Origin of the sequence: Sagittula sp. NFXS13 (assembly GCF_040148795.1) — a bacterium.
Lineage (GTDB): Bacteria > Pseudomonadota > Alphaproteobacteria > Rhodobacterales > Rhodobacteraceae > Sagittula > Sagittula marina.
In genome coordinates this window covers 355,050-376,943 of the sequence record NZ_JAGEMH010000003.1, presented here as the reverse complement: position 1 = coordinate 376,943, position 21,894 = coordinate 355,050, and the positions used below count along the sequence as shown (strand labels likewise).

The window sequence follows — 21,894 nt, the reverse complement described above, 5'->3', positions numbered from 1 at the left end:
GAGCGGCCCGCCGGCCAGATCCACAGAGCGCCCCAATGGCTGACACCTCCCCCCATCCTATCGCGCGCACCCTCGGGGCCGTACTGGTGTTTCAGCTTCTGATCGGCGCGCTGCTGATCCTTGGCGACATCCGCGACGCCCCCTTGTCCCTGCCCTTCCTGAAGCCGAACGCGCCACGCCTGTCGGATCCGGTTCGCCCCGGCGATCAGCGGCGCACGTTCAACCCGTCACGCGACCGACCCTCGACCCAGCCCGCGCGCAATCCCGGCGAGCTTCCCGATCGGCTCACTCTGACGTTTGAAGACGCACAATGGCGACTCGAAGGTCAAATCGCCGCCGAAGACGCAGCGCGCCTGATCCCACAAATCGACGCCGCAGACCCTCCCGTCACGGATCTCGTGCTGCAATCCCCGGGCGGCTCGGTCCGCGACGCGCTCGACATCGGTCGGCATCTGCGCGACCGCGGCATTGCCACCACGGTCCTGTCGGGGGAAATCTGCTACTCCGCCTGCCCCTATCTGTATGCCGGCGGAGAAACCCGCACGGCAGAGGCCAACGCCTCCATCGGCGTGCATCAACATAGCTTTGGGGAAAACACCTTCCTGCCCGCGTTTACGGCCATCGACGACATTCAACGCGGTCAGGCAGAGGTTATGTCCTACCTCGACGACATGGGGATCGATGTCCGCGTGATGCGTCACGCGCTCGCCACGCCTGCCGATGAAATCTATATTCTGCTGCCCGAAGAGCTTGAGCGTTACAATTTCGTGAACCCTTCCGACAGCTAACCCCTTGCCAGCGCGCCTTGCGCGACTTACCTGCGTGACAGGCGGGTTCTGCCCTTCTCGTCACACGGGTACATTCCGGTGGCCTTAAGCAACTCCGAGGGAGCTGGCTCTGCTATGGCCGTGGTCATACTACCTGGCGCCCACCTGTATATACAGGTCCTCGGGAATGCGTCACCCAGACGGTCGAGGTGGTTCCCGCCGCAAAATTTCTTCGGGAGTTTTGCGGCGGCGGACATCGGCACAGCGCCTTTCGAAACCTGACACGCCTGAACATATCTGCACGATGCACTGTTCACACAAAAACGGCATCCAGTCGCCTGAATGCCGCTCGTAAGCTCTCATGTCTGGATTTAGCTACGACGCAGAACATCCCGGCGTGGCGCGGCCTCAGCCGTCACCCGCGCACGTTCACCAGTGATACGCGGTGCGCGACGGCCACCGGACGGACCGTCGCCTTCGCCCATTCGCATGATGGAGATGGCAAACTGCACACCCGCAAAGACGATCCCATTCCCAAAGAACAGCATACCAACAGCAATCCAGCCAACAGGCGACGTGCTAACCAGATGCCCAAGGTTCGCGATGTTGTAAAACAGCAGGGCACCAACAAACAGCGCCGACAGACCGAACCCGGCAACGCAGTGGGTGATGTACATCTTGATGAGTTTCGGCATGGTCGCCTCCGTTACGATCAATACACAAGGTAAATCCGGCCAGCACAAAAGCAAGCGCACCTCTTGCCGCACCCCGCCAGACCAAATCCGCAAGACATCACGCGCCGCGCCACGGGATTTACCATTTTTGACGCAACGTCACACCAAAAGGTTAACAACCGACCGGTTTGCCCCTGAAAACCGGTCGGTTCGCAGGTAAACGCTCCTCCATTTCGATTAAAAAATCGCCAACATGACGCTTCAAAAGGTTTCCAACAGACCGCGCAGCGCGCAACACCCCACGCCAAAACGTAAACGCGCGGCAGGTTAACCCCACCGCGCGGTGCATTAATTCGTATCAGTGTTGACGGTCGTTAACCGTTTCAGAATGCCTCTGGCTTGGCCTCGCGCGCCATGTGGTCCAGCACAGCGTTCACAAATTTTGGCTCTTTTCCATCTGGAAAGAAGGCCGCGGCCACGTCCACATATTCTACGATAACGATCTTGGGCGGCGTATCCGTGGCGACGAATTCGGCGCCCGCCGCGCGGAACAGAGCGCGCAAAACAGAGTCGATGCGCCCGATAGGCCACTTAGCCACCAAGGCACGATCTGTCATCTGGTCGACCTTCGCCTGCCAGTTCACTGCCTCTTTCAAGACATTGGAAAACAAATCAATATCGCCGTCGATGAACTCGTCACCCTCGTCGGTAACCATGCCAAACCGGTGGTTCAAAAACTCCGTCTTGACCCGATCCAGCCCGGCTTCGCCCACTTCCATCTGGTACAACGCCTGCACCGCATAAAGCCGCGAGGCAGAGCGCATCTTACGCTTTTGGTTGCCCGACAGCGGCTTGGGCGTGGCGGCCTCGGGCGCAGTCTCGTTGTTCGTCTCTTCTTCGGTCATGCAACCGGTCCCTTTCCGTCGCCCGCCACCTGGTATTCGCCACTGACAGGCTTGAAGCCAACACCCTTGCGCTGGCTGCCAAATTTCTGTGACAAAGCAATGAGATGCAGCGCTGCCGCTGCCGCGCCGCCGCCCTTGTTCTGGCCTTCTGAATCAGCCCGCACCGCAGCCTGATCATAACTTTCCACCGTGAGGATACCGTTACCGATGCACAGCCCCTGCAAGCCCAAAAGCGTCAGAGCTCGTGAGCTATCGTTGCAAACAGTATCGTAATGCGTTGTTTCGCCCCGGATAACGCAGCCCAGCGCAACGTAGCCGTCGAAGTTCGACAGCCGCTCTGCGATGCCGATGGCCGAAGGCACCTCCAGCGCGCCGGGCACTTCGATGATCTCGTACCAGCCGCCCACGGCTTCGACCTCAGAGACCGCACCTTTAACAAGTTGGTCGGCGATGTCCTTGTAGTATGGCGCCACCACAATCGCGATCTTAACCGACTTGTCGATTTCCGGGCTTGGTAAAGTATAATGCGTTTCGTTCGATGCCATCAGCCCAGCTCCGAGATCTTGCGGGTTTCCACAATGTCGAGGCCATAGGCCTCAAGTCCGACAATCTTCGGCTTTGGCGAATTGGTCAGCAAGATCAGCTTTGACAGTCCCAGCGACGACAGAATCTGTGCACCAAGGCCGTATTGACGCAGTGTCTTGGGCGACACTTCCTCGCCCACATCCAGCTTCATCGCGGTGTCCCGCAGCAACACCACAACGCCGCGGCCTTCTTCGGCAACAGCCCGCATCGCATTGCGATACTCGTCGGCGCGCCCAACAGGGCCGGTGCCTACAACGTCCAGCAGCGGGTCTTGTGCGTGCATCCGGACGAGAACGGGCGCATCACCAGAAATATCGCCTTTTATCAAAACGATATGCTCGTCGCCATGCGTCTCGTCGGTATAGATGCGCAATCGCCAGTCGCCGCCAAACTCGGAGGTGATGTCTTCTTCCTTGGCTATTTTCACGAGGTTGTCGTGACGGCGGCGATAGGAGATCAGGTCCGAAATCGTGCCGATCTTCAGCCCATGACGTTGCGCAAATGTCACCAGTTCCGGCAACCGCGCCATGGTGCCGTCGTCATTGATGATCTCGCAAATCACCCCCGACGGGTTCAACCCGGCCAGACGTGACACGTCGACGGCAGCCTCTGTGTGCCCCGCACGGACCAGCACCCCACCGCGCTTGGCGCGCAGCGGAAAGACATGGCCCGGCGTAGCAATGTCTTGCGGTCCTTTGCTAGCGTCGATGGCCACCTGCACCGTGCGCGCGCGGTCCGCGGCCGAGATGCCTGTCGTCACACCTTCGCGCGCTTCGATGGAGGTGGTGAAAGCCGTTTCATGACGTGACGAATTGTTCGTCGACATGAGAGAAAGCCCAAGCTCTTCAATACGATCTGCGCTCAGCGTCAGACAGATCAACCCGCGCCCGTACAGCGCCATGAAGTTGATGGCATCCGGCGTGGCCCATTGCGCGGGGATCACAAGATCGCCTTCGTTCTCGCGGTCTTCGTGGTCGACAAGGATGAACATGCGCCCGTTGCGCGCATCGTCGATGATTTCCTCGACAGACGAGATCGCATCACGCCAGTTCTGTTCCACTTCACCCGGGGTCTCGTAATCGCTCATGGCACCTCGCCTCCTGATCAATGGCGAAATACGCCAGAGCGCCACGAAAGGCCAGAGGGCCCGCGCCTGCATCAGCGCAGTTTATCTGCCACGCTCAATGACCGCGCAGCCTTAGTCGAAGATATCCTCGATCAGGTCGAAAGCCTCGTGCAGCAGACCTTTGCGCTTGCGCTTGGCCTTCTTCTTTTTCGTCTTGCGCAACGCCATTTCCACAAGATCCAACGGCGACTGCGCGGCCGTGCGATGACCCTTTCGCCCTTTTCGCGGCACTTTATGCGCGGCCTTGTCCACGGCATCGCTGCGAAGTTTCTTCAGGTCATGCAGCGGCGCCCCGCAAGAGGAACAGGCCAGTTCATGGCTCGCCTCCCCCTTCAGGACGAGGGCCGCGCGGGTGCCGCAATAGCAGCAAGTGGCGATCTTGGTGTTTGGCATACTCAGCAGATAGGCAAGCAGTGGAGCTGATTTCAAGTCGCAGCGCCCAATACGCCCAACGTCGGACCACCTATCGTCCGCGACGCATACACCAGGGCAAGGACGCCGGCCACACGCTCAGATCTTTTCGAAGCCACCAACACCCGGCAAGGTAGATGCTTCCCACGAGACCCTGTCATTGGTACTTCAGACGGGATCTCTGGAATTTTGCTTAAAGGAGAGCTGCATGCTCGCTTTCATATCTCGACCCATGGTTCGGATCGTGGACCGCTATCTGCCTGATCCATTTGTTTTTGTTCTGGTCCTGACCCTGGCCGCAGGTCTTGCCGCTGTCCTGACACAAGGCACCGGCCCCCTTGAGGTCATCACCTATTGGGGAGACGGTTTCTGGTCTCTGCTGACCTTTTCCATGCAGATGCTCCTGGTCCTGGTCACAGGCTACATGATGGCATCGACACCGCTCGTCCGCCGAGGGTTGGCCGCGCTTGCGGGACTGGCGCAGAGCGCAGGCGGCGCGATCCTTCTGGTCAGCCTGGTGTCGCTGGCGGCTTCCTGGATCAACTGGGGCTTCGGGCTTGTGGTCGGCGCATTGTTCGCCAAGGAATTGGCGCGCAAGATCAAGGTGGATTACCGGCTATTGGTGGCGTCAGCTTATTCCGGTTTCATCGTCTGGCACGGTGGCCTTGCCGGATCCATTCCGCTGTCCGTCGCGACCGAAGGCCACCCGTTTGCCGATATCATCGGGATCGTACCAACCTCTGACACCATTTTTGCGCTCTTCAACATATGCATCGTCGCGGCCTTGTTCATTGTCGTGCCATTGGTCAACCGCGCAATGATGCCAAAGGAAGAAGAGGCCGTTTACATCGACCCTGCTCTGCTGGAGGAAAACAGCTACTCACGCCCGGAAAACCCAACTCCGGCGGAACGTTTGGAAAACAGCGTGGTCTTGTCGGTGCTGGTCGGAGCGGGCGGAGCAGCCTGGCTGATCCAGTATTTCGCCACCGGCGGCGGGCTGTCACTGAACGTCATCAACTTCTTGTTCCTGACGCTCGCCATTTTGCTGCACGGCACACCAAAGAACCTGCTCAACGCCCTGACTGACGCGGTAAAGGGCGGCGCGGGCATCGTGATCCAGTTTCCGTTTTACGCCGGGATCATGGCAATCATGGTGCAGTCCGGGCTCGCGGCCAGCATTTCAGAGCATCTTGTAGGCCTGGCCTCTGCCGCCACCCTGCCCTTCTGGTCCTTCATTTCAGCAGGGATCGTGAACTTCTTCGTGCCCTCAGGTGGCGGCCAATGGGCAGTGCAGGCGCCGGTCATCCTGCCAGCGGCTGAGGCGCTGGGTGCCGACATCGCGCGCACCGCGATGGGAGTCGCTTGGGGCGACGCCTGGACAAACATGGTGCAGCCCTTCTGGGCCCTGCCGATTCTTGGTATCGCCGGTTTGCGAGCCAAGGACATCATGGGCTTTTGCGTTGTGCACCTGATCCTGTCCGGGGTTGTCATCTCCGTGGGGCTGACGTTCCTCTGACAACAGGCACCTACTAAAAAACGACCGCTCGGTAGCAAGCCGGGCGGTCGTTCTTTTTATCAAGCGGGCGCGCCCATTCGGCGAAACGATCAGCCTTTGACCGCATAGAGCGCGACAGCGGCGGCGTTCGACACGTTCAGCGACCCAAACTCGCGCGCGAACGGAATCTTGACCAGCATATCCACGGTCTCGCGTGTTTTGGGACGCAACCCCGGCCCCTCAGCCCCCAGCACCAAAGCGATGGGTTTCTCAAGCTTGCCGGTCACCGCTTCTTCGATGGTCAACTCCGCTTCACCATCAAGACCCAGCACCAGATACCCAATCTCCTGAAGCGACGTGATCGTGTCCGCCAGGTTGCGTTCCCGCAGATAAGGTTGACGCTCCAACGCACCAGAGGCGGTTTTTGCCAAGGCGCCCGTTTCCGGCGCCGCGTGGTGTCGTGTTCCAATCACCGCTTGCGCGCCGAACACCTCCGCCGAGCGCAGGATCGCTCCGACGTTATGCGGGTCCGTCACACGGTCCAGAAGCACAAGGCGCAAGACCCCTTCACCACTGATCGCCACATCTTCCAGCCGCCCCCAATCCAGCGGTTTGACCTCAAGCGCGGCGCCTTGGTGTACGGACTGCGGGTCGAGCGGGGCGCTAAAGCGGCGGGGGTCCGAAATCTCCGGCTCGATGCCGGCCTCTGCCACCGCGTCTGCCAATTTATCCGCGGCGTTGGGCGTCAGGATCAACCGCAGCTTTTCTCGTCGCGGGTTCATCAGCGCGTCCCGCACCGCATGGTGGCCGAAAAGCCAGACGGTCTCCGCCGCAGAGGCCTTTCGCGCCTGTTCCTTCTCTACCACCCACTTCGGTTTCTTCGCCATGAACCTGCCCTTTTTGCGTTGCGCCCCTCTTGCCTGTGCATTTGTCGGATTCCAAGAATTTTTCTTGTTGACGCCCCCGAGGGTCGGCTGTAATCAGCCCCCCACGCTCCGAGGCGACATGCTTCGGAACGCACGGTGGGCGACAGGCCGCAAGGTGTGGCAGGGGACTGTAACTCCCTCGCGGAGACGCACGCCTGGTTCGATTCCAGGGTCGCCCACCATTTTTGCAAGAGAGCAAAATCTAAATGAGCTTCTTGCAGCAATAAGCGTTCACAGTCCGATTTTCGGTACTTCTGGAGGCTTTGCAGGCATGGATATGCTGACGGAACCACAATCATTACTGCCTGAACGCGAGCGCCATCTTTGCCAGCTCCAGGTCCCGCAGCACGTTAAATAGGCGTTGGATTTCCGCTCTTGAGCATAAACGCCCGAATCCGGACGGCCGCGTGTCATACGCTCACCACATGGATTGAAACAAATACCGCGACCTATGACGACGGTATTCGCTATGTATCTCGGTCCAGATGTCCTGTCTTTATCTTCTGAACTGCAAGATCGAGTCGAATGCGTCTCCACCAAGATGGACCGCAAAATCGTGCGCGTTGCGCGGGACGACGCTGTTGCAAAGAGGCTGGATGAGGAATTCACCTCTTTTATCCAACATAGGAGTACACTTTGTGCTCCGGCTGTGGATCGGCACCAATCGCATAAGGCTCACTGGTCGTCACGGACGATGTCGCCTGCATTTGCAAGCCTCTCGAGGCTGTTGGCGAACCATTTGCCGAAACCTCTATCATGGCTCTACCGGAAATTGACGGTCGATATCTTCCATGTCTGGGCGACAGTCATCTTCCCGTACATCAACGGCCTCAATAACCCGCGACGTCGACATTAGACAGCGTGGCCACCATAGCCCTTAAAAGCCAAGTGATTTGAACGAGCGTGCGGAACCACACAAAATCACCACACAACCACTCCCGACATCAGATGATCGGGGAATTTCATGTCGCTCCGCGCAGGGCTATTCGGCGCGCCGCCCGGCCAAAAAGCTGACCGCAAAGAACAACGCTGCGGCACAAACCACACTCGGGCCGGCGGGCGTGTCAAAGACCCAAGCCCCCCACAGGCCCCCTAGCGCCGACAGAACGCCAAGCGCCGCCGTGCCCGCCAGCATGCCTTCCGGGGTGCGCGACCATGGCCGCGCCGCCGCTGCCGGGATGATCAGCAATGCACCAATCAAAAGCGCACCGACCACTTTCAGCGCCACAGCTACAACCAAGGCCAGCGCAAGCATGAGGGTCAACTGCTCTCGCTTGGGGTTGATTCCTGCCGCCCAAGCAAGGTCTTCGGACACGGTTGAGGTCACCAGTCGCGCCCAACGCCAGCCGATCAAAACGGCCACGACGGCGCCACCGCCCCAGATCACCGCAAGGTCTCGCTTTGTGACGGCAAGGATATCGCCAAACAGATAGGATTCGAGGTCAAGTCGCGGCCCCTCCACAAGGCTGACGGCCACAAGACCAAGGGCAAGCGCGCCATGCGCCGCGACGCCAAGCACCAGATCCGCGCTATGCCCTCGCCCTGACAGCCACGCCACGGTCAAGGCCATCAGCAACGCTGTGGCCAGGGTCGCCGCAAAAATCGGCACGGAAAGCGCCAAGGCCAGCGCCACGCCCAGCACCGCCGCATGGGCCGTAGCGTCACCGAAGTAGGCCATGCGACGCCAGACCACAAAGACGCCAAGCGGCGCCGCTGCCAAGGCCGCTCCGACCGCGGCCAGCACCGCACGGACCAAAAAGTCGTCCAACATCAGGCGTCTTCTCCGTGGGTGTGATCGAGTTCACAGGTCTCGTCATGCCGGTGCGAATGTTCGTGGCGATACAGGGCCAGCGCGCCGCCGGTCCCTGTGCCAAACAGCGCGCGATATTCCTCGGCCTGCGCCACGACTTCAGGCCGCCCCTCGCAGCAGATATGGCCGTTGACGCACAGCACACGGTCACTGGCGCTCATCACCACATGCAGTTCGTGACTGACCATCAAGACAGCGCAGCCCAAACTGTTCCGCACATCTTCGAGCCGCTGGTAAAAAGCAGCCTGTCCCGGCTGGTCCAACCCGGTGGTCGGCTCATCAAGGATCAGCAGTTCCGGCCGATCAAGCAGCGCACGCGCCAACAACACACGTTGAAATTGGCCCCCGGACAGCGCGGTCAGAGGGCGATCTTCCAACCCTTGCGCCCCGGCCTCTGCCAGTGCCCGCGTACGACCCTCCTCGGCCACGCGTTTCGGAAGGTTCAGAAACCGCCCGACTGTCATCGGCATTGACGGATCAAGCCGCAACCCCTGGGGCACATACCCAAGCCGCAGCCCGGCACGGCGTGTCACACGACCCGCTGCAGGGGGCAGCGCCCCGATCAGGGCCTTCAACAACGTTGATTTGCCAGACCCGTTCGGGCCCACAACCGTGACAATTTCCCCGGCTTCGATTGCAAAGCTAACATCGCGAAGCACTTCTCGTCCGCCGTGGCGGATACTCAGCCCTTCGGAACGGATCAGCGCACCTTCACGCGTCACTCCGCCGCCTCGCTCTCGTGGCAGGCGGGGCACAGGCCCTCGGCCTCAATCACAACCTTTTCAACATGAAAGCCCACTTCCTGCGCGGCATTTCGCACAACACGACCGGCCCGTGGCGCCGGGGTTTCCGCGATTGTCGAACATTCGCGACAAATCAGAAAGGTCGGCGCGTGGTCTACATCCGGCGTGCTGCAGGCAATGAACGCATTCAGCCGCTCGATGCGGTGCACCAACCCATTCGCCGCGAGGAAATCCAACGCGCGGTAAGCCACCGGCGGTTGCGATCCCAGGCCCTCGGCCCGCAGATGGTCAAGCACCTCGTAGGCCCCCATCGCGCGGTGCCCCTCAAGCAAGATTTCCAACACGCGACGGCGCACAGGAGTCAGCTGCGCCTTGCGTTCGGCGCATATGTCTTCGGCAGCTTTCAGCCCCGATTTGATGCAGTGCTTGTGGTCATGCGCCTCGAAGCTCTTGATATCCATGGTTGAAGCCTCCGTCATTTTGGGCTTGATATGTTATCCTGTAACTCACTACAAGCGGCGCGAATGGATAGAAGGAACGCCATCATGCCCCTCATGCCCTCCCTGCTCCGCACGCTTACAGCCAGCGCCGCCGTTCTGACACTGGGCGCACCGATGGCTCTGGCAGACGAGCTGCTCAGCGTCACGGACATTCCCCCGGTGCACAGCCTGGTGTCAATGGTCAGCGGCGATGACGCGGAGGTTGCCCTGCTCTGGACCCCTGCAAGTTCTGCTCATTCCATTGCACTGAAGCCCAGCCAGGCGCGTGCAATTGGCAATGCCAGTCTGGTGGTCTGGATCGGGCCGGAGCTTTCACCGGGGCTTGAGGACCAATTCACAGCCCTTGCCCCGAACGCGCGTCAGATCGTGCTGTCGGATGTGGCAGGCACGCTCCATCTGGCATTTCGCGAGGGCAGCTTGATGGACGATCATGATCACGGCGCCCCGGCCGCGCACGACGATCACGACGATCACGACGATCACGACGATCACGACGGTCATACCGCTGAGCATCACGATGACCACAACCATTCCGATGCGGCCTACGATCCGCATATGTGGCTCTCGCCCGAAAACGCTTTGATCTGGCTGGACGCCATCGCCGATGCCATGGCGGAGATTGATCCTGAAAATGCCGACAGCTATCAGGCCAACGCTTCCGAAGGGGCCGCGCGCATCAAAGCCGCGAGAGACGCCGCCAAGTCGACTCTCAGCGCCGTTCAGAACCGGCCGCTTGCGACATCTCATGATGCATTTCAATATTTCGAGAAGGCTTTCGAGCTGACCTTGATCGGCGCTTTGTCGGATGGGGATGATGCGGCGCCTGGACCCGCGCGTCTTGCCGAGCTGCGTGATCACTTGGCAGAGGAGCCGCCTGTCTGCATCTTGACGGAGCCGGGCACGGACGCGCGTTTGCTGGACGCGGTGGCCCCCGAAGGCACGCCCCGCGTTGTTTTGGACCCTCTCGGCAGCGACCTGCCACGCGGCGCGGACCTCTATCCTGCGCTCATCGAAGACCTCGCCACCCGTATAGCCGACTGCGCCACGCAATAAGACCGAGGGGCGGTCAGGTGAATACGCCGCGCCGCCCTTCAAACTTTTCTACGGTGATGCCTGCTGCCTCCAACGCCGCGCGCACCTGTCGCGCGATCTGAAGCGCGGTGGCCCCGTCCCCGTGCAGGCAGATGGTGTCCACAGGCGAAGGGATCGCGTCGCCTGTTTCAGGCAAGATAGCCCCCGCCTGCACCATTTTGACGATCCGGCTGGCGGCGTGGTCAGGGTCGTGGATCACCGCCCCCGGCAAACTGCGGTCCACCAGCGTCGCATCCGCATTATAAGCACGGTCGGCAAAAATCTCCCCGGCCCATAAGCCGCCCAGCCGCTCCATGACCCGTTGCTGCTGTGTCGCGGCCAAGACCATGACGATGATCTCCGGTGCAACCTCCAGCGCCGCGCCATAGCAAGCCTCGGCCATGGCGGCGTCCTCGGCACACATATTGGCCAAAGCGCCGTGCAGCTTCAGATGTCGAACTTCGGCCCCGACGGCCCTTGCCATGCCCAGCGCCGCGCCAAGTTGATACTGCACCAAGCTGCGCAGAGCCTTCTCCGGCAGGTGCATGCGACGCCGGCCAAAGCCTTGTAGATCGGCAAAGCCCGGATGCGCACCAATACCCACGCCGCGCGCCTTGGCCAAGCCCATGGTCCGCGCCATCACCTCCGGATCGCCCGCGTGAAAGCCGCAGGCCACATTGGCAGAGGTGATGACCTCCAGCACATCCGCGTCCTGGCCCATGACCCAGGGGCCAAAGCTCTCGCCCATATCTGCATTCAGATCGACTTTCATCGCATCACCTCTCCGTCCGTCACGCCACTGACCAGATCGTAGGCCAGCAGGTTTATGTCATGTGGGTCCCGGACCAGCGGGGCAACCTGTGCGCGCAGCCGATCAAGTCCCGTGCGATAGGCACCCTCGGCAGCCAGAGCCTCCTCACGGCTGACGAAGCGAAAGCGCAGATTCGCCCCCGGCGCGGCCTGTGCCACACGCGGCAAATCGGCCGGGATCACCGTCCCGATCCGAGGATAGCCGCCGGTGGTCTGGCATTCGCCAAGCAAGATATAGGGAGCCCCATCGCCCGGGATCTGGATGTCGCCGGGGGTGATGACCTCCGACAATATGCGTCCGCCCGCCTCCAGACCGTAACCTTCGGACGAAGGTTTCAGCCGCACACCCATGCGGTTGCCCCGCGTGTCACGGGTGAAATGGTCCGTCTCGAACCTGTCGCGCATGTGCTTGGGAAAGACATCGGTTTGCAACGACGGAAGAACGCGCAAAGTGCCCCCCTCGAAACGGTCCGACACCGCCAGCCCAAGGCCAGAAACGCCGCCTGCATCATCTTTCAATGCGATCCGGTCGCCCGCCTGTAGCGGTCCGCTGATGCCCGCCGCCAAATGCGCACTCATCGCGCCAAGGATCAGCGGCAGGTCGATCCCCCCGCCCACGGTCAGATACCCGTAAACACCTTGGGTCACGCCGCCGATCTCCAGCACAGCGCCATCTGGCACCGTGTGGGACGCATTCCAGCGCAGTACGACACCGTCAAGCGTTGCGCGCATCGGGGCCCCGGTCAGGGCAATTCGCGCCGCCCGCCCAAAGCGGAACCGCCCGCCCAATCCGGCCATCTCCAACGCCGCGCCAACGGGTTGCTTCAGCAGCGCCGCCCCTTCGGCCAGCGCAAGCCGATCCGCCGCACCGCCGCGCGACACACCCTCCCCAAGGTAGCCGGGCCGCCCACTGTCCTGAACAGTGACGCCCGGCCCAACCTCCAGGATCTCCAGCGCGCTCATGTCAAACGCTCCACTCGGATGCCGTCACCCTCCAGATTGGCAAACTCCTCCGCAGAGATCGCAGGAAACTGCACCACGTCGCCCGCACGCAGCAGGAAAGGCGTCTCGCTTTCGGGTTGAAACAACCTGGCCTTGGTCTGCCCCACATGCCGCCAACCGGTCGGTGTGGTGACGGAAAACAGCACCAGCTGTCGGATCGCCACCACCAGGGCGCCCACTGGCACCTGCGGGGTCAGCGCAGTTTGCCGGGGAATGTCCCAGGCCTCCGGCAATGTGCCAAGATAGGGCTGACCGGGGGCAAACCCGATGGTGGTCACGCGCACCTCGGACTGAGAAAGGGACGCGATGGCCTCCACCTCGGTCAGGCCGGCGGCCTCTGCTGCCTCGGCCAATTGCGGCGCGTGATCACCGCCGTAGACGGTGGGGATGTGCAACCGTCGCCGCCCCTCGGGAAGGTCCGCGCTGTACCAATCCTGCGCCGTCAGCCGCTCGGTCAAAGTTGCATGAAGGTCGTCCAGGGAAATGCCAAGCGGGTCAAACCGCACGAAGGTTGACACAAGAGAGGTGGCGCATTCCTCGATCCCGGCCGGTGCGTCCCGCTCCAGACCCGCTCGAAAAGCCAAGGCCGCGCGGTTCGCAGGCTCGGACAGGGCATCGCCAAACCTCACGAGCAGCCCGTCCAGCCCAACCGGGTCTATTCGGGGAAAGCTGGTCATGCGCCGGGACCGATCATGTGTGCGCGCCCCTGTTCAGCCGCTCGACCGGAGATCCAGAGGACCAGGCGGCCTGCATCATGGCAACATCTCCTGCATCGCGGTCAGGAAACGGCGCACCTCTCCCATACTGTTGTAATGGGCGAGCGACACCCGAACGCAGGCATCCTGCCCCAGAGGGGCGAGGATGTTGCCGGAATAATGATCCGCCTTGCGCAGATGCGTGCGCACCCCCGCGGCATTGAGCTGTTCGACGATTTTCGCCGATGGCAGGCCCTCCGCCCAGAAGCTGACAAGCCCTTCGCGCGCTGGATTGTCCGCGCCGCCAACGATCTGCACCCCGGGCAGTGTCGCCAGCCCCGCAAGATTGCCAGTGCCGTGAACCATCGCCTGCGTCAGGGCGGTCTCATGTTCGTGGATCGCTTCTCCGGCAGCTACAATCCGCGCGCGTGGATCAGACGCATCGCTGACCTGGGCGCCCAGCCAGTCGAAGTAATCGATCACGTCGGAAAAGGTCGCATAGGCCCCGGTATCGCGTGTGCCCAGTTCCCAGTTGCCTTCCGGCCCGCCGATCAGCGTGTCATGCGCCAGCGCGGCCAATCGGTCCGACAACCATGCCACGCCGTAGCCGTGGCGCGAGAAAACCTTGTAGGGCGAGATCACATAGCCATCGACACCCGCAGCGGTGAGGTCAATTCCGCCGTGGCACGCGTGCTGGATACCGTCCGCGATGATGTAGGCGTCGGGCGCCACAGCCCGCACCGCCGCAACAATGGCAGGCAGATCCATGGACATGCCGGTGACCGGAGAGGTGTGCAGGATCGTGACAACAGCCGTATCAGGCGCAACTTCAGCGGCGTATGCCTCCGCCGTAACGGAGCCTTTGGCGTCATCATGCGCGACCAGAACATGCCGCCGACCCGATTGCGCTGCCCAGCGGGCCGCTGCACTGCGCGAGGCAGGATGCTCCACGGTCGATCCCAGCACCACACCCTCGGGCGCACCCAGGCAGGCGTCTTTGATCAGACGAAACAAAAGCTCCGTACCGCTTTCGCCAAAGACGACCGTGCCGCCATCCGCATTGAAAAACCTGCGCACATCGCTGCGTGACCGATCAATCACCTTGACCAGCGCCTGGCTCGCAGGATTGTCGCGCCCCTGATTGTCCGGGATCGCAGCAAAGCGGGCGGAAGTCTCGACCACTGACTTCAGCGTCAGAGCACCGCCTGCGTTTTCAAAGAAAATGCGCGGCCCGGTGAAGGGGCATTCCTCCACATGGACAAAGCGCGCGCGAATGGCGGAAAGAAGCGTGTCATCGAACATAAGCCTAGGCGTAGCCCGCGCCCCGCAGAAAGAAAAGAGGCCGCCGCGCAGAACGCCCGGCAACCTCAAGACATCAGTGGGGTTTGCCGTCGGTATCCGCAGCGTCCAAAGCGTCGATGGCGGCCTGCGCGGCCTCCTCGATGTCGTCCGGATCCTGCGAGGGGACAGCGTAGTCGCCGCCAAACCACTTCGCCAGATCCACATCCGCACAGCGTTTGGAACAGAAGGGCCGGTACGTCGCGTCAGTCTTTCGATTGCAAATCGGACAGCTCACAGCAGCCCCCTGATCGCCACCCGATCCCTTTTGCGTTGAAGTTCCAGCATCCCAAGGTTGGTCCATCCAGACACAATGGTTTCCACCTTGTCCTTCTTGAGCGCGGCCTTCAGCGCCCCCTCGACCACGCGGCGGTCCTTCTTGGGCATGGGCGCGGGGTCGATGATCACAACACCGCCCAAGCCGCGCAAACGCAACTGCCGTGGCAGATCGCGAAAGGCCGCCAGATTGGCCTTCAGCCCTGCGGCCGGCGACGTGTCATTGCCGGTGTTCACGTCCACTGCGACCAGGGCCGTGGTCGGCTCGATCACCATGGAGGCCCCACCGCCCAGTTGCACCGTCGGACTTTTCAAATCCTCCAGCATTTCGTCAACGCCATGACGGGCAAAGCTGCCACTGTCCGCGTCCACCTCTGCCGGGTCGGTCCACTCGCGCCAGGCAAGAGCATGCGGCCCCTCCCCCGCGACGAGCAATTCTGCTCCACCGGTGGTGTCCGCAAGCACGTTGCGCGCCAGCTCTGCCATGGCAATGATGTCCTCGGTGATCTCATCTTCTGCGCCATGCACGCAGGACGACCGCAGGATAAGCCCCGCGCCTTCTGGCAGGCTGACCTCGGCCAATGCCTCATGCACCAGCTCCAACAGCGAATCGCGCATGTCGTCATCACGGATCTGCCGCGAGACATTCAGCCCCGGCGCATCCGGCGTGACGATGGCGTAGCGCGACTTGAACAACAGCCGCTGCGTGACCGGGATCGCCTTGCCAGGCTCCGCAAACCCCGTGACCTGCACGAGGATCGGCGCACCGGGGCGAAGTCCCTTTACCTGACGCAGAAAGGCGCTGCCGTCGGGGGTGTCGAGGAACATGCCACCCTGCCCCTTCATTGGCCGCTGCGCGATGGCGCGGTAGATGTTGCCGGGGCTGGGCCGGTCATCCTCGATCAGCAGATCTTCAAGCTGGCCGTCAACGACATGTGCTGCGGCCTCCCGACCGTTCCACGTGTCCAATGCGATGGTGCTGCCCTTCATGACGCGTCCTTGTACAGAGGGTATCCTGCCGTGTTTAGCAGATTTGCGGTTTCCGCCAATGGCAGCCCGACCACAGAGGTGAATGAGCCTGAAATCCACGGGATAAACGCACCCGCCATCCCTTGAATGCCGTAACCGCCCGCCTTGCCGCGCCAATCGCCAGAGGCAAGGTAAGCGTTCAGCTCTTCGTTCGATAGCATCTTCATCTTGACCTGTGTGACAACGTCCCGTTCCCAAATTTGGTCCCCCCTGCGCACGGCAACGGCGGTAATGACCCGATGACGACGCCCGGACAGCGCCGTCAGAAAACCGGCCGCCTCTTTTTCATCCGCCGGCTTGCCCAGAATGCGACGGCCCAGCGCGACGGTGGTGTCAGCTGATAGCACGATGTCTTCCGGGTCAGAGAGGATCGCTTGCGCCTTTTCCCGTGCAAGACGCACGCAATAGGGCCGCGGAAGCTCGCGTGGCTTCGGGTCCTCATCAATGTCAGGCGGGCGTATATCGTCAGCGGTCACGCCAAGTTGGGCAAGCAAATCACGGCGGCGCGGGCTGCCAGATCCAAGAATGAGGCGAGGTTTGGTCATGAGAGGCCTTTGTCGCAACTGCACAAGAAAGTCGGGGCGAGCCACGCCCTACGCCAGTTTAAACGGATGGGAAAGAGTTTGCCGAAAGCGGCTGTCAAAGCCAGACACGAAAACGCCGGGCAAGGCCCGGCATTTGATCGCATCGGTGGACGCCAGCAACAAGCCTGCAAAGTGCTCAGGTCGCTAACACCCGGTGTTTTGGTATCCGGCAGCTGATCTCGCTTCAAAGCGTGACTTGGCAGCGCTGCCTCCGCGCCGAAACGCGAAACCGCTTATTTGAAGCGGTAGTTGATGCGGCCCTTTGTGAGATCGTAGGGCGTCATTTCTACTTGGACCCGGTCGCCGGCCAGAACTCGGATGCGGTTCTTGCGCATCTTGCCTGCCGTGTGCGCGATGATCTCATGGCCGTTGTCAAGCTCGACCCGGAACGTCGCATTCGGCAGGAGTTCCTTCACGACACCGGGAAATTCGAGCGTATCTTCCTTGGCCATGGTCTCTCCTAAAATAACCGCCCCTGCAAAGACAGGGGCAAGGCGAGCTACGATATGGTCTTATCTTTCGGGATTTTCAAGTCACATCTTGGCAGACGATCATTTCAATTCCGTCAACGGCGCAGGCGCGTCCCGACCCGACTGGTCATCCCAATGCAATCGGTTCAGCACCACACCATCGGCCCGCACCGCATCGACCTTCGCCAAATCCACATCTGCATAGGTCCAGCCAGGCTGATCCAGAATGCCTTCGGCGATAACACCTGTGGACGGAAAGCCCTTGTCTGGCGGGCCAAAGACCCCCCCGGCGCCACAATTCGTGTCCACAGCCTCGGACCAGTCGCAGTCACCCACGGTCGAGGACATGGCCACAACACATTGATTTTCCAACGCCCGAGCCATCGCGCCGATCCGTACACGCCAATACCCGGCCAACGCTTCGGTACAAGACGGGACAAGCAAAAGCTGAGCCTCCGCGAGCGCCCGCCCAAGCAACGGGTATTCCGAATCATAACAGATCAGCACACCGATTCGTCCAAGCACGGTGTCGAACACTTTCAGGCCATCTCCACCCTTGATGCCCCAATCCTCGCGTTCGAACCGGGTCATTATCTGCTTGTCGAGCGTGACGACTCCCCCTTCCGGGCCGAAAAACCTTGTACGGTTCACCACCGGTCCGCCCGCGATCTCTACCGGAGCGGAGGCCGAAAGGATGTGTACGCCATAGCGCCTCGCCAATTGCGAATGGAGCGCGTCGACCTCTGGGATACGCTCTGACACAGCACGAATCGACGCCTGCAAATCCATTGCGACCTCACGGCCCGCCAAGGTTGCCAATTCCATCGCACCGTATTCAGGAAAAACCAGAAGATCGGCCCCCTGCCCCGCAGCCTCGCTGACCCAAGTATCGAGCTTGGTCGCGTAGGCGGACCAGTCAGGCAAAAAATCCATGTTGTAAGCAGCGGTCGCGATTTTCATCAAAGCCTCATCACATCAGTCAAGTTGCCGGATCCAAGCCTGCAACAGGTGCGGCGTCTCTTCCCGATTGCCAAGGTCTGTCCAGCAAAAAGTCGCGGTGACACCTTCCGCTTTGGCGTATCCCCGATTACGCCAGAACGTGTCCAAGGGACGATAGCCCTCTGGCCGATCGGGGTGATCCTCTGATCGTACCACCCCACAAAACAACGTATAGTCAAAACCTTGCCGCCGCGCCTCGGCTTCGCGTGCGTCAAAAAACGCGTGACCCAGACCGTGACCGCGATACTCGGGCAAAAGCACGCTTTCGGCGCAATAGAATATCTTTTCCACGGGCGGCATTGGCCCCGTCAACTCCGAGGCATCTGCGTGGTCTGCCAAGGGCATACCGGTCGCTGCACCCACGATTCGGTCACCGTCGCGTACAGCGACCAAAATTGCGTTCTGGTTCTGCCGGTAAGAGCGCAGATACTTCGCCTCATACGCCAGATCACCCTCGTAGAGATACGGAAAAGCCCGGAAAACGTCGATCCTTAACCGCGCCAATTCAGGCAGCGCGGCATCCAGCGCTTCCCCGGTCAACCGTGTCACCTCAAGCATGCGAAGCCTCTCTTCGTGATCAGGAAACCTGACGCACCCAGTCGGCAAGGTTGTAATAGGTGACCACACGGCTGATCTGCCCACCCTTCAAGGAGAAGAAAGACCCTGCGGGCAAACGATAGGTTTGGCCACGCGCCTCAGGCAATCCTTCGTCTGTCGCCTTATAGGTGCCGTTCACGATGAATTCTGCGGCACCGCGCGTGCCGTCTGTATTGGCGAAAAAAACCATGTCAGTAAGATTTTCCGAGTAACAATGATCCATATGGGCAAGAAACTCGCCAAACTTGACCTTGCCTACACGAATCTGCCCCTCATTGACGTGGTGTTCCACATCGGGCGTGAGGCAGGCCAACATGCCCTCGTTATCACCTGCGTTGAAAGCTTCGAAATACCGCGCGATCACATCCTGGGTCATTGCACCCTCCGTTAACATGTTTTCTGGTCGCATACCCTAACGTGACTGGCTCATCCACACCGTCGGAAGTCGGCATTCGTGACTTCATCCACGACAGAAGGGACCGTTAAAAATGCCAGGTTTCGCGTAGCTTTTTAACAATCTGATCGCGGGTTTGCCGATAGGCATTAAGTTTTTGCTCACGGGTTTCGCCTATACCCGTCGGGTCCATCACTGGCCAATACTCAACGGTAAGGTGGTGAAAGCGCGTTAGATCCAAAGCGCGCCGTTGCGAGGCAGGTGACATGGTCACAACACAGTCGAAACCCGACAGGGTTTCGCCCATTTCCTCCATCTCTTCAAAGGAGCGCGATCGGTGCCGTTCCAACTCGACCCCAATCTCCTTGCAGGCCGCGATGGCGAAACCGTCGATCTCAAGGTCATTCACGACACCTACTGACTGAACATAGACGTCGGTGCCGAAAAATTTCTTCATGATTCCTTCGGCCATGGGAGACCGCACGGCATTGTGATCGCAGCTAAAAAGGACAGATTGCGGCAGTTGACCCAAGTCACCCCCCGAAGTGCAAAACGCAGACAAGCGTAAATAGCCTGCGCGCCGTGGCGTCGTCCACCTCTACCTTGCCGTCCAGCCGCTCCTGCAGAATGCGGGCGCCCTCATTGTGAATGCCACGCCTGGCCATATCAATGGTTTCAATCTGGCTAGGCGCCGCGGTTTTCACGGCGTCAAAGTAACTTTTGCAGATCTGGAAGTAGTCCTTCACAACCTGGCGGAACGGAGAGAGAGAAAGGTGAAATTCTGCCGCTTTCTCATGACCTTCGGTCGTCACATCAAAGACCAGTCGCTTGTCTTTTATGGACAGGCCCACGTTATAGGGACCGGGCGGCACAACTCGATCATCCCGCGACGGAAGGGAAAAGCTGTTCTCCTCCATGAGGTCAAACATGGCAACGCGCCGCTCCTGATCAATTTCGGGAGTCGAAGGCGGCAAATTGCCGTCATCCAGATCAATATGCGCAATATGTGACATTTGAGGCTCTTTCGCAGGTGCAGAAAAAGTTAACCCAAGGGCACGATATTTGGCAAGCGTGACGCTTAGTACTTTCTGATAGGTTCACAAAGCTCAATGCGCTGCTGACACCCCAAACGCGGGAAAAAGGCCATTGGATGAACCCTCCGGAAACCCGTGCTCATCAACGGTTCAACTTTTCCAGCCGTGCCGAGACAGACAATCCGTGCGCTTCGAGGCTTTCGGACCGCGCCAGTGTCTCCGCCGCTGGCCCAACGGCCCGCAAAGCCTCGGGCGTCATGCGCGCCATGGTCGTGCGTTTGACAAAATCCATCACAGACAGACCCGAGGAAAACCGTGCCGAGCGCGCCGTAGGTAGAACGTGGTTCGGTCCCCCAACGTAGTCGCCGATCGCCTCCGGCGTCCATGCACCAAGGAATATCGCGCCCGCATGGATACATTTTTCCGCCAGCTTATCCGGCTCCGCAACACAAAGCTCGAGGTGCTCCGGCGCGATTCTATTGGACAAGGCAGCGGCTTCTTCCAAGTCTTTCACAATGATTACAGCGCCGAAGTCTCGCCAGGAAGCCGCAGCGATAGCGCGCCTCTCAAGGGTCTGAAGCCGCGCGTCCACAGCCTGCATCACGGCCTGGCCGAAATCGGCGTCGGTGGTGATCAGCAAGGACTGCGCGCTTTCATCATGTTCAGCTTGGCTCATCAGATCCAGCGCAATCCAGTCAGGGTCATTGTCACCATCCGCAATCACAAGGATTTCGGAAGGGCCCGCAATCATGTCGATGCCCACCTTGCCAAAAACACGGCGCTTCGCGGCGGCCACGAATGCATTTCCCGGCCCGGTGATTTTATCGACGGGCGCAATCGTTTCCGTGCCATAGGCAAGCGCGGCAATCGCCTGAGCGCCGCCGATGCGGTAAATCTCGTCGACACCAGCAATGCGCGCAGCCAACAAAACGGCGGGATTCGCAATGCCATCTGGCGTAGGGACGCATATGGCAAGCCGCTCGACACCGGCGACCTTGGCCGGAACCGCGTTCATCAGCACAGAGGATGGATATGACGCCAATCCCCCCGGCACATAGAGCCCCGCCGCCGAGACCGCTGTCCAGCGCCAGCCCAATGTCGCACCTTCCGGATCGGTCCACGACGCATCTTCTGGCATTTGGCGAATGTGATACGCGCGAATGCGCTGAGCCGCCTGCTCCAAGGCACGGACCTCGTCCTCAGGCACCTTGGCGCATTCGGATTCGATCTCTGCCTCAGTAAAGCGCAACTGGTCAGAGCTCAGATCCAGCCGATCAAATTTACTTGTCAGCTCCAGAACCGCTGCGTCGCCGCGCGCCCGAACATCAGCGATGATACCCGCCACCGTGTCGTCGACGTCCGGGCTGTCCTCACGCTTGGCAGTCAAAAGCGCGGTGAAATGGCTTTCGAAATCCAGTTCGGCGGTGTTCAGAAAGACAGGCATGGGCATTCCTCCGTGACGGGTGGGACCTGATAGCGCGCGCGACGGGCGCACTCAACCGCACTCGTTCTTCCGCAAACACTGACCCTCAGAAACAAGGCGATAATCGCTAGAGCGGAATTGACAGGTTAAGATTCATGAATCTTGCCGCTTTGCATGATGAACGCCCGGCAGACCTTTGCCCTGACGCGAACTTTCATAATGTCCACAGC

General features: G+C 60.5%; 26 protein-coding genes, 1 tRNA gene and 1 other RNA gene. 5 read left to right on the top strand and 23 right to left on the bottom strand.

The features are described 5' to 3' along the window. Window positions 1-35 precede the first annotated feature (35 nt). Both J4E08_RS09640 and ssrS read left to right on the top strand, forming a co-directional pair. Window positions 36-788 carry a COG3904 family protein gene (locus J4E08_RS09640; protein WP_349538282.1) on the top strand — a complete coding sequence of 251 codons (753 nt, stop codon included), beginning with the start codon at window positions 36-38 and terminating at the stop codon, window positions 786-788. Window positions 789-830: 42 nt separating this feature from the next. Continuing rightward, window positions 831-987: non-coding RNA, 6S RNA (ssrS, locus tag J4E08_RS24510), on the top strand. A 151-nt stretch (window positions 988-1,138) separates the two neighbouring features. Here ssrS and J4E08_RS09635 read toward each other — a convergent pair. From J4E08_RS09635 to J4E08_RS09615, 5 genes are all read right to left on the bottom strand, one after another. Next, the gene (locus tag J4E08_RS09635) at window positions 1,139-1,462 is read right to left on the bottom strand and encodes a hypothetical protein (RefSeq protein ID WP_183963286.1); all 324 of its coding nucleotides are present in this window, start codon (window positions 1,460-1,462) and stop codon (window positions 1,139-1,141) included. 362 nt (window positions 1,463-1,824) lie between these two features. Then, window positions 1,825-2,346 carry a transcription antitermination factor NusB gene (gene nusB, locus J4E08_RS09630; protein ID WP_349538281.1) on the bottom strand — a complete coding sequence of 174 codons (522 nt, stop codon included), beginning with the start codon at window positions 2,344-2,346 and terminating at the stop codon, window positions 1,825-1,827. Next, the gene (locus tag J4E08_RS09625) at window positions 2,343-2,891 is read right to left on the bottom strand and encodes a 6,7-dimethyl-8-ribityllumazine synthase (protein WP_349538280.1); all 549 of its coding nucleotides are present in this window, start codon (window positions 2,889-2,891) and stop codon (window positions 2,343-2,345) included. Before J4E08_RS09625 ends, nusB begins: the two co-directional genes overlap by 4 nt. Then, window positions 2,891-4,018, bottom strand: a complete 1,128-nt coding sequence (gene ribB, locus J4E08_RS09620; RefSeq protein ID WP_349538279.1) for a 3,4-dihydroxy-2-butanone-4-phosphate synthase — start codon at window positions 4,016-4,018, stop codon at window positions 2,891-2,893. The genes J4E08_RS09625 and ribB overlap by 1 nt, the downstream gene beginning before the upstream one ends. A 111-nt stretch (window positions 4,019-4,129) precedes the next feature. Beyond that, complete coding sequence (locus J4E08_RS09615; protein WP_183964069.1) at window positions 4,130-4,450, bottom strand: hypothetical protein; 321 nt, start codon at window positions 4,448-4,450, stop codon at window positions 4,130-4,132. Window positions 4,451-4,676: 226 nt separating this feature from the next. Between J4E08_RS09615 and J4E08_RS09610 the strand changes: the two genes are divergently transcribed. Then, entirely contained in the window at window positions 4,677-5,984 is a 1,308-nt protein-coding gene (locus tag J4E08_RS09610; RefSeq protein ID WP_183963294.1) for a short-chain fatty acid transporter, read from the top strand. An 89-nt stretch (window positions 5,985-6,073) separates the two neighbouring features. Here J4E08_RS09610 and rlmB read toward each other — a convergent pair whose 3' ends face one another. After that, window positions 6,074-6,850, bottom strand: a complete 777-nt coding sequence (rlmB, locus tag J4E08_RS09605; protein WP_349538278.1) for a 23S rRNA (guanosine(2251)-2'-O)-methyltransferase RlmB — start codon at window positions 6,848-6,850, stop codon at window positions 6,074-6,076. A gap of 137 nt (window positions 6,851-6,987) precedes the next feature. Here rlmB and J4E08_RS09600 point away from each other — a divergent pair. Beyond that, window positions 6,988-7,071 (top strand) — tRNA-Tyr (locus tag J4E08_RS09600). A gap of 800 nt (window positions 7,072-7,871) precedes the next feature. On the opposite strand, the gene J4E08_RS09595 is transcribed toward J4E08_RS09600, so the two are convergent. From J4E08_RS09595 to J4E08_RS09585, 3 genes are read right to left on the bottom strand one after another with little or no spacing between them, the layout of a single operon-like run. Next, entirely contained in the window at window positions 7,872-8,660 is a 789-nt protein-coding gene (locus J4E08_RS09595; protein ID WP_349538277.1) for a metal ABC transporter permease, read from the bottom strand. Then, complete coding sequence (locus J4E08_RS09590; RefSeq protein ID WP_349538275.1) at window positions 8,660-9,421, bottom strand: ATP-binding cassette domain-containing protein; 762 nt, start codon at window positions 9,419-9,421, stop codon at window positions 8,660-8,662. The genes J4E08_RS09595 and J4E08_RS09590 overlap by 1 nt, the downstream gene beginning before the upstream one ends. Next, window positions 9,418-9,903 carry a Fur family transcriptional regulator gene (locus J4E08_RS09585; protein WP_183963299.1) on the bottom strand — a complete coding sequence of 162 codons (486 nt, stop codon included), beginning with the start codon at window positions 9,901-9,903 and terminating at the stop codon, window positions 9,418-9,420. Before J4E08_RS09585 ends, J4E08_RS09590 begins: the two co-directional genes overlap by 4 nt. Before the next feature lie 84 nt (window positions 9,904-9,987). Here J4E08_RS09585 and J4E08_RS09580 point away from each other — a divergent pair, with 84 nt between their 5' ends. Next, a complete protein-coding gene (locus J4E08_RS09580; protein ID WP_349538274.1) occupies window positions 9,988-10,995 on the top strand; it encodes a zinc ABC transporter substrate-binding protein in 1,008 nt (335 codons plus the stop codon). A 13-nt stretch (window positions 10,996-11,008) separates the two neighbouring features. Here the strand turns inward: J4E08_RS09580 and J4E08_RS09575 are convergent, their stop codons facing one another. The 14 genes from J4E08_RS09575 to hisD all read right to left on the bottom strand — a co-directional run bounded on the left by J4E08_RS09575 (window position 11,009) and on the right by hisD (window position 21,685). Further along, the gene (locus J4E08_RS09575) at window positions 11,009-11,785 is read right to left on the bottom strand and encodes a LamB/YcsF family protein (RefSeq protein ID WP_349538273.1); all 777 of its coding nucleotides are present in this window, start codon (window positions 11,783-11,785) and stop codon (window positions 11,009-11,011) included. Continuing rightward, window positions 11,782-12,786 (bottom strand): 5-oxoprolinase subunit C family protein, encoded by a 1,005-nt coding sequence (locus J4E08_RS09570; protein WP_349538272.1) that lies wholly within the window; start codon window positions 12,784-12,786, stop codon window positions 11,782-11,784. Before J4E08_RS09570 ends, J4E08_RS09575 begins: the two co-directional genes overlap by 4 nt. After that, entirely contained in the window at window positions 12,783-13,502 is a 720-nt protein-coding gene (locus J4E08_RS09565) for a 5-oxoprolinase subunit B family protein (RefSeq protein WP_349538271.1), read from the bottom strand. Before J4E08_RS09565 ends, J4E08_RS09570 begins: the two co-directional genes overlap by 4 nt. A 75-nt stretch (window positions 13,503-13,577) precedes the next feature. Continuing rightward, window positions 13,578-14,822: an aminotransferase class V-fold PLP-dependent enzyme gene (locus J4E08_RS09560; protein ID WP_349538270.1), complete on the bottom strand. Its 1,245-nt coding sequence runs from the start codon at window positions 14,820-14,822 to the stop codon at window positions 13,578-13,580. Between the two features lie 73 nt (window positions 14,823-14,895). Continuing rightward, the gene (locus J4E08_RS09555; protein WP_183963308.1) at window positions 14,896-15,096 is read right to left on the bottom strand and encodes a DNA gyrase inhibitor YacG; all 201 of its coding nucleotides are present in this window, start codon (window positions 15,094-15,096) and stop codon (window positions 14,896-14,898) included. Beyond that, window positions 15,093-16,124, bottom strand: coding sequence for a ribonuclease E/G (locus J4E08_RS09550; protein WP_349538269.1), 1,032 nt, complete (start codon window positions 16,122-16,124; stop codon window positions 15,093-15,095). Before J4E08_RS09550 ends, J4E08_RS09555 begins: the two co-directional genes overlap by 4 nt. Then, a complete protein-coding gene (locus J4E08_RS09545; RefSeq protein WP_349538268.1) occupies window positions 16,121-16,708 on the bottom strand; it encodes a Maf family protein in 588 nt (195 codons plus the stop codon). Before J4E08_RS09545 ends, J4E08_RS09550 begins: the two co-directional genes overlap by 4 nt. A gap of 272 nt (window positions 16,709-16,980) precedes the next feature. Further along, window positions 16,981-17,199: a translation initiation factor IF-1 gene (gene infA / locus J4E08_RS09540; protein ID WP_023849011.1), complete on the bottom strand. Its 219-nt coding sequence runs from the start codon at window positions 17,197-17,199 to the stop codon at window positions 16,981-16,983. Window positions 17,200-17,298: 99 nt separating this feature from the next. Further along, window positions 17,299-18,177, bottom strand: a complete 879-nt coding sequence (locus J4E08_RS09535) for a carbon-nitrogen hydrolase family protein (RefSeq protein WP_349538267.1) — start codon at window positions 18,175-18,177, stop codon at window positions 17,299-17,301. Window positions 18,178-18,192: 15 nt separating this feature from the next. Next, on the bottom strand, window positions 18,193-18,774 hold the full coding sequence (locus J4E08_RS09530; RefSeq protein ID WP_349538266.1) for a GNAT family N-acetyltransferase: 582 nt from the start codon (window positions 18,772-18,774) through the stop codon (window positions 18,193-18,195). A gap of 19 nt (window positions 18,775-18,793) precedes the next feature. Then, window positions 18,794-19,189, bottom strand: a complete 396-nt coding sequence (locus J4E08_RS09525; RefSeq protein WP_349538265.1) for a ketosteroid isomerase-related protein — start codon at window positions 19,187-19,189, stop codon at window positions 18,794-18,796. A gap of 106 nt (window positions 19,190-19,295) precedes the next feature. Further along, window positions 19,296-19,739, bottom strand: a complete 444-nt coding sequence (locus J4E08_RS09520) for an arsenate-mycothiol transferase ArsC (protein ID WP_349538264.1) — start codon at window positions 19,737-19,739, stop codon at window positions 19,296-19,298. Between the two features lies 1 nt (window position 19,740). After that, window positions 19,741-20,220 (bottom strand): UPF0262 family protein, encoded by a 480-nt coding sequence (locus tag J4E08_RS09515; RefSeq protein WP_183963318.1) that lies wholly within the window; start codon window positions 20,218-20,220, stop codon window positions 19,741-19,743. Window positions 20,221-20,383: 163 nt separating this feature from the next. Then, the gene (gene hisD / locus J4E08_RS09510; RefSeq protein ID WP_349538263.1) at window positions 20,384-21,685 is read right to left on the bottom strand and encodes a histidinol dehydrogenase; all 1,302 of its coding nucleotides are present in this window, start codon (window positions 21,683-21,685) and stop codon (window positions 20,384-20,386) included. Between the last annotated feature and the right edge of the window lie 209 nt (window positions 21,686-21,894).

Excerpts from the sequence above, each read along its gene's own strand:
- J4E08_RS09640 (WP_349538282.1), top strand. The coding sequence starts at position 36 with ATGGCTGACACCTCCCCCCATCCTATCGCGCGCACCCTCGGGGCCGTA.
- J4E08_RS09635 (WP_183963286.1), bottom strand. The coding sequence starts at position 1,462 with ATGCCGAAACTCATCAAGATGTACATCACCCACTGCGTTGCCGGGTTC.
- nusB (WP_349538281.1), bottom strand. The coding sequence starts at position 2,346 with ATGACCGAAGAAGAGACGAACAACGAGACTGCGCCCGAGGCCGCCACG.
- J4E08_RS09625 (WP_349538280.1), bottom strand. The coding sequence starts at position 2,891 with ATGGCATCGAACGAAACGCATTATACTTTACCAAGCCCGGAAATCGAC.
- ribB (WP_349538279.1), bottom strand. The coding sequence starts at position 4,018 with ATGAGCGATTACGAGACCCCGGGTGAAGTGGAACAGAACTGGCGTGAT.
- J4E08_RS09615 (WP_183964069.1), bottom strand. The coding sequence starts at position 4,450 with ATGCCAAACACCAAGATCGCCACTTGCTGCTATTGCGGCACCCGCGCG.
- J4E08_RS09610 (WP_183963294.1), top strand. The coding sequence starts at position 4,677 with ATGCTCGCTTTCATATCTCGACCCATGGTTCGGATCGTGGACCGCTAT.
- rlmB (WP_349538278.1), bottom strand. The coding sequence starts at position 6,850 with ATGGCGAAGAAACCGAAGTGGGTGGTAGAGAAGGAACAGGCGCGAAAG.
- J4E08_RS09595 (WP_349538277.1), bottom strand. The coding sequence starts at position 8,660 with ATGTTGGACGACTTTTTGGTCCGTGCGGTGCTGGCCGCGGTCGGAGCG.
- J4E08_RS09585 (WP_183963299.1), bottom strand. The coding sequence starts at position 9,903 with ATGGATATCAAGAGCTTCGAGGCGCATGACCACAAGCACTGCATCAAA.
- J4E08_RS09580 (WP_349538274.1), top strand. The coding sequence starts at position 9,988 with ATGCCCCTCATGCCCTCCCTGCTCCGCACGCTTACAGCCAGCGCCGCC.
- J4E08_RS09575 (WP_349538273.1), bottom strand. The coding sequence starts at position 11,785 with ATGAAAGTCGATCTGAATGCAGATATGGGCGAGAGCTTTGGCCCCTGG.
- J4E08_RS09570 (WP_349538272.1), bottom strand. The coding sequence starts at position 12,786 with ATGAGCGCGCTGGAGATCCTGGAGGTTGGGCCGGGCGTCACTGTTCAG.
- J4E08_RS09565 (WP_349538271.1), bottom strand. The coding sequence starts at position 13,502 with ATGACCAGCTTTCCCCGAATAGACCCGGTTGGGCTGGACGGGCTGCTC.
- J4E08_RS09560 (WP_349538270.1), bottom strand. The coding sequence starts at position 14,822 with ATGTTCGATGACACGCTTCTTTCCGCCATTCGCGCGCGCTTTGTCCAT.
- J4E08_RS09550 (WP_349538269.1), bottom strand. The coding sequence starts at position 16,124 with ATGAAGGGCAGCACCATCGCATTGGACACGTGGAACGGTCGGGAGGCC.
- J4E08_RS09545 (WP_349538268.1), bottom strand. The coding sequence starts at position 16,708 with ATGACCAAACCTCGCCTCATTCTTGGATCTGGCAGCCCGCGCCGCCGT.
- infA (WP_023849011.1), bottom strand. The coding sequence starts at position 17,199 with ATGGCCAAGGAAGATACGCTCGAATTTCCCGGTGTCGTGAAGGAACTC.
- J4E08_RS09535 (WP_349538267.1), bottom strand. The coding sequence starts at position 18,177 with ATGAAAATCGCGACCGCTGCTTACAACATGGATTTTTTGCCTGACTGG.
- J4E08_RS09530 (WP_349538266.1), bottom strand. The coding sequence starts at position 18,774 with ATGCTTGAGGTGACACGGTTGACCGGGGAAGCGCTGGATGCCGCGCTG.
- J4E08_RS09525 (WP_349538265.1), bottom strand. The coding sequence starts at position 19,189 with ATGACCCAGGATGTGATCGCGCGGTATTTCGAAGCTTTCAACGCAGGT.
- J4E08_RS09515 (WP_183963318.1), bottom strand. The coding sequence starts at position 20,220 with ATGTCACATATTGCGCATATTGATCTGGATGACGGCAATTTGCCGCCT.
- hisD (WP_349538263.1), bottom strand. The coding sequence starts at position 21,685 with ATGCCTGTCTTTCTGAACACCGCCGAACTGGATTTCGAAAGCCATTTC.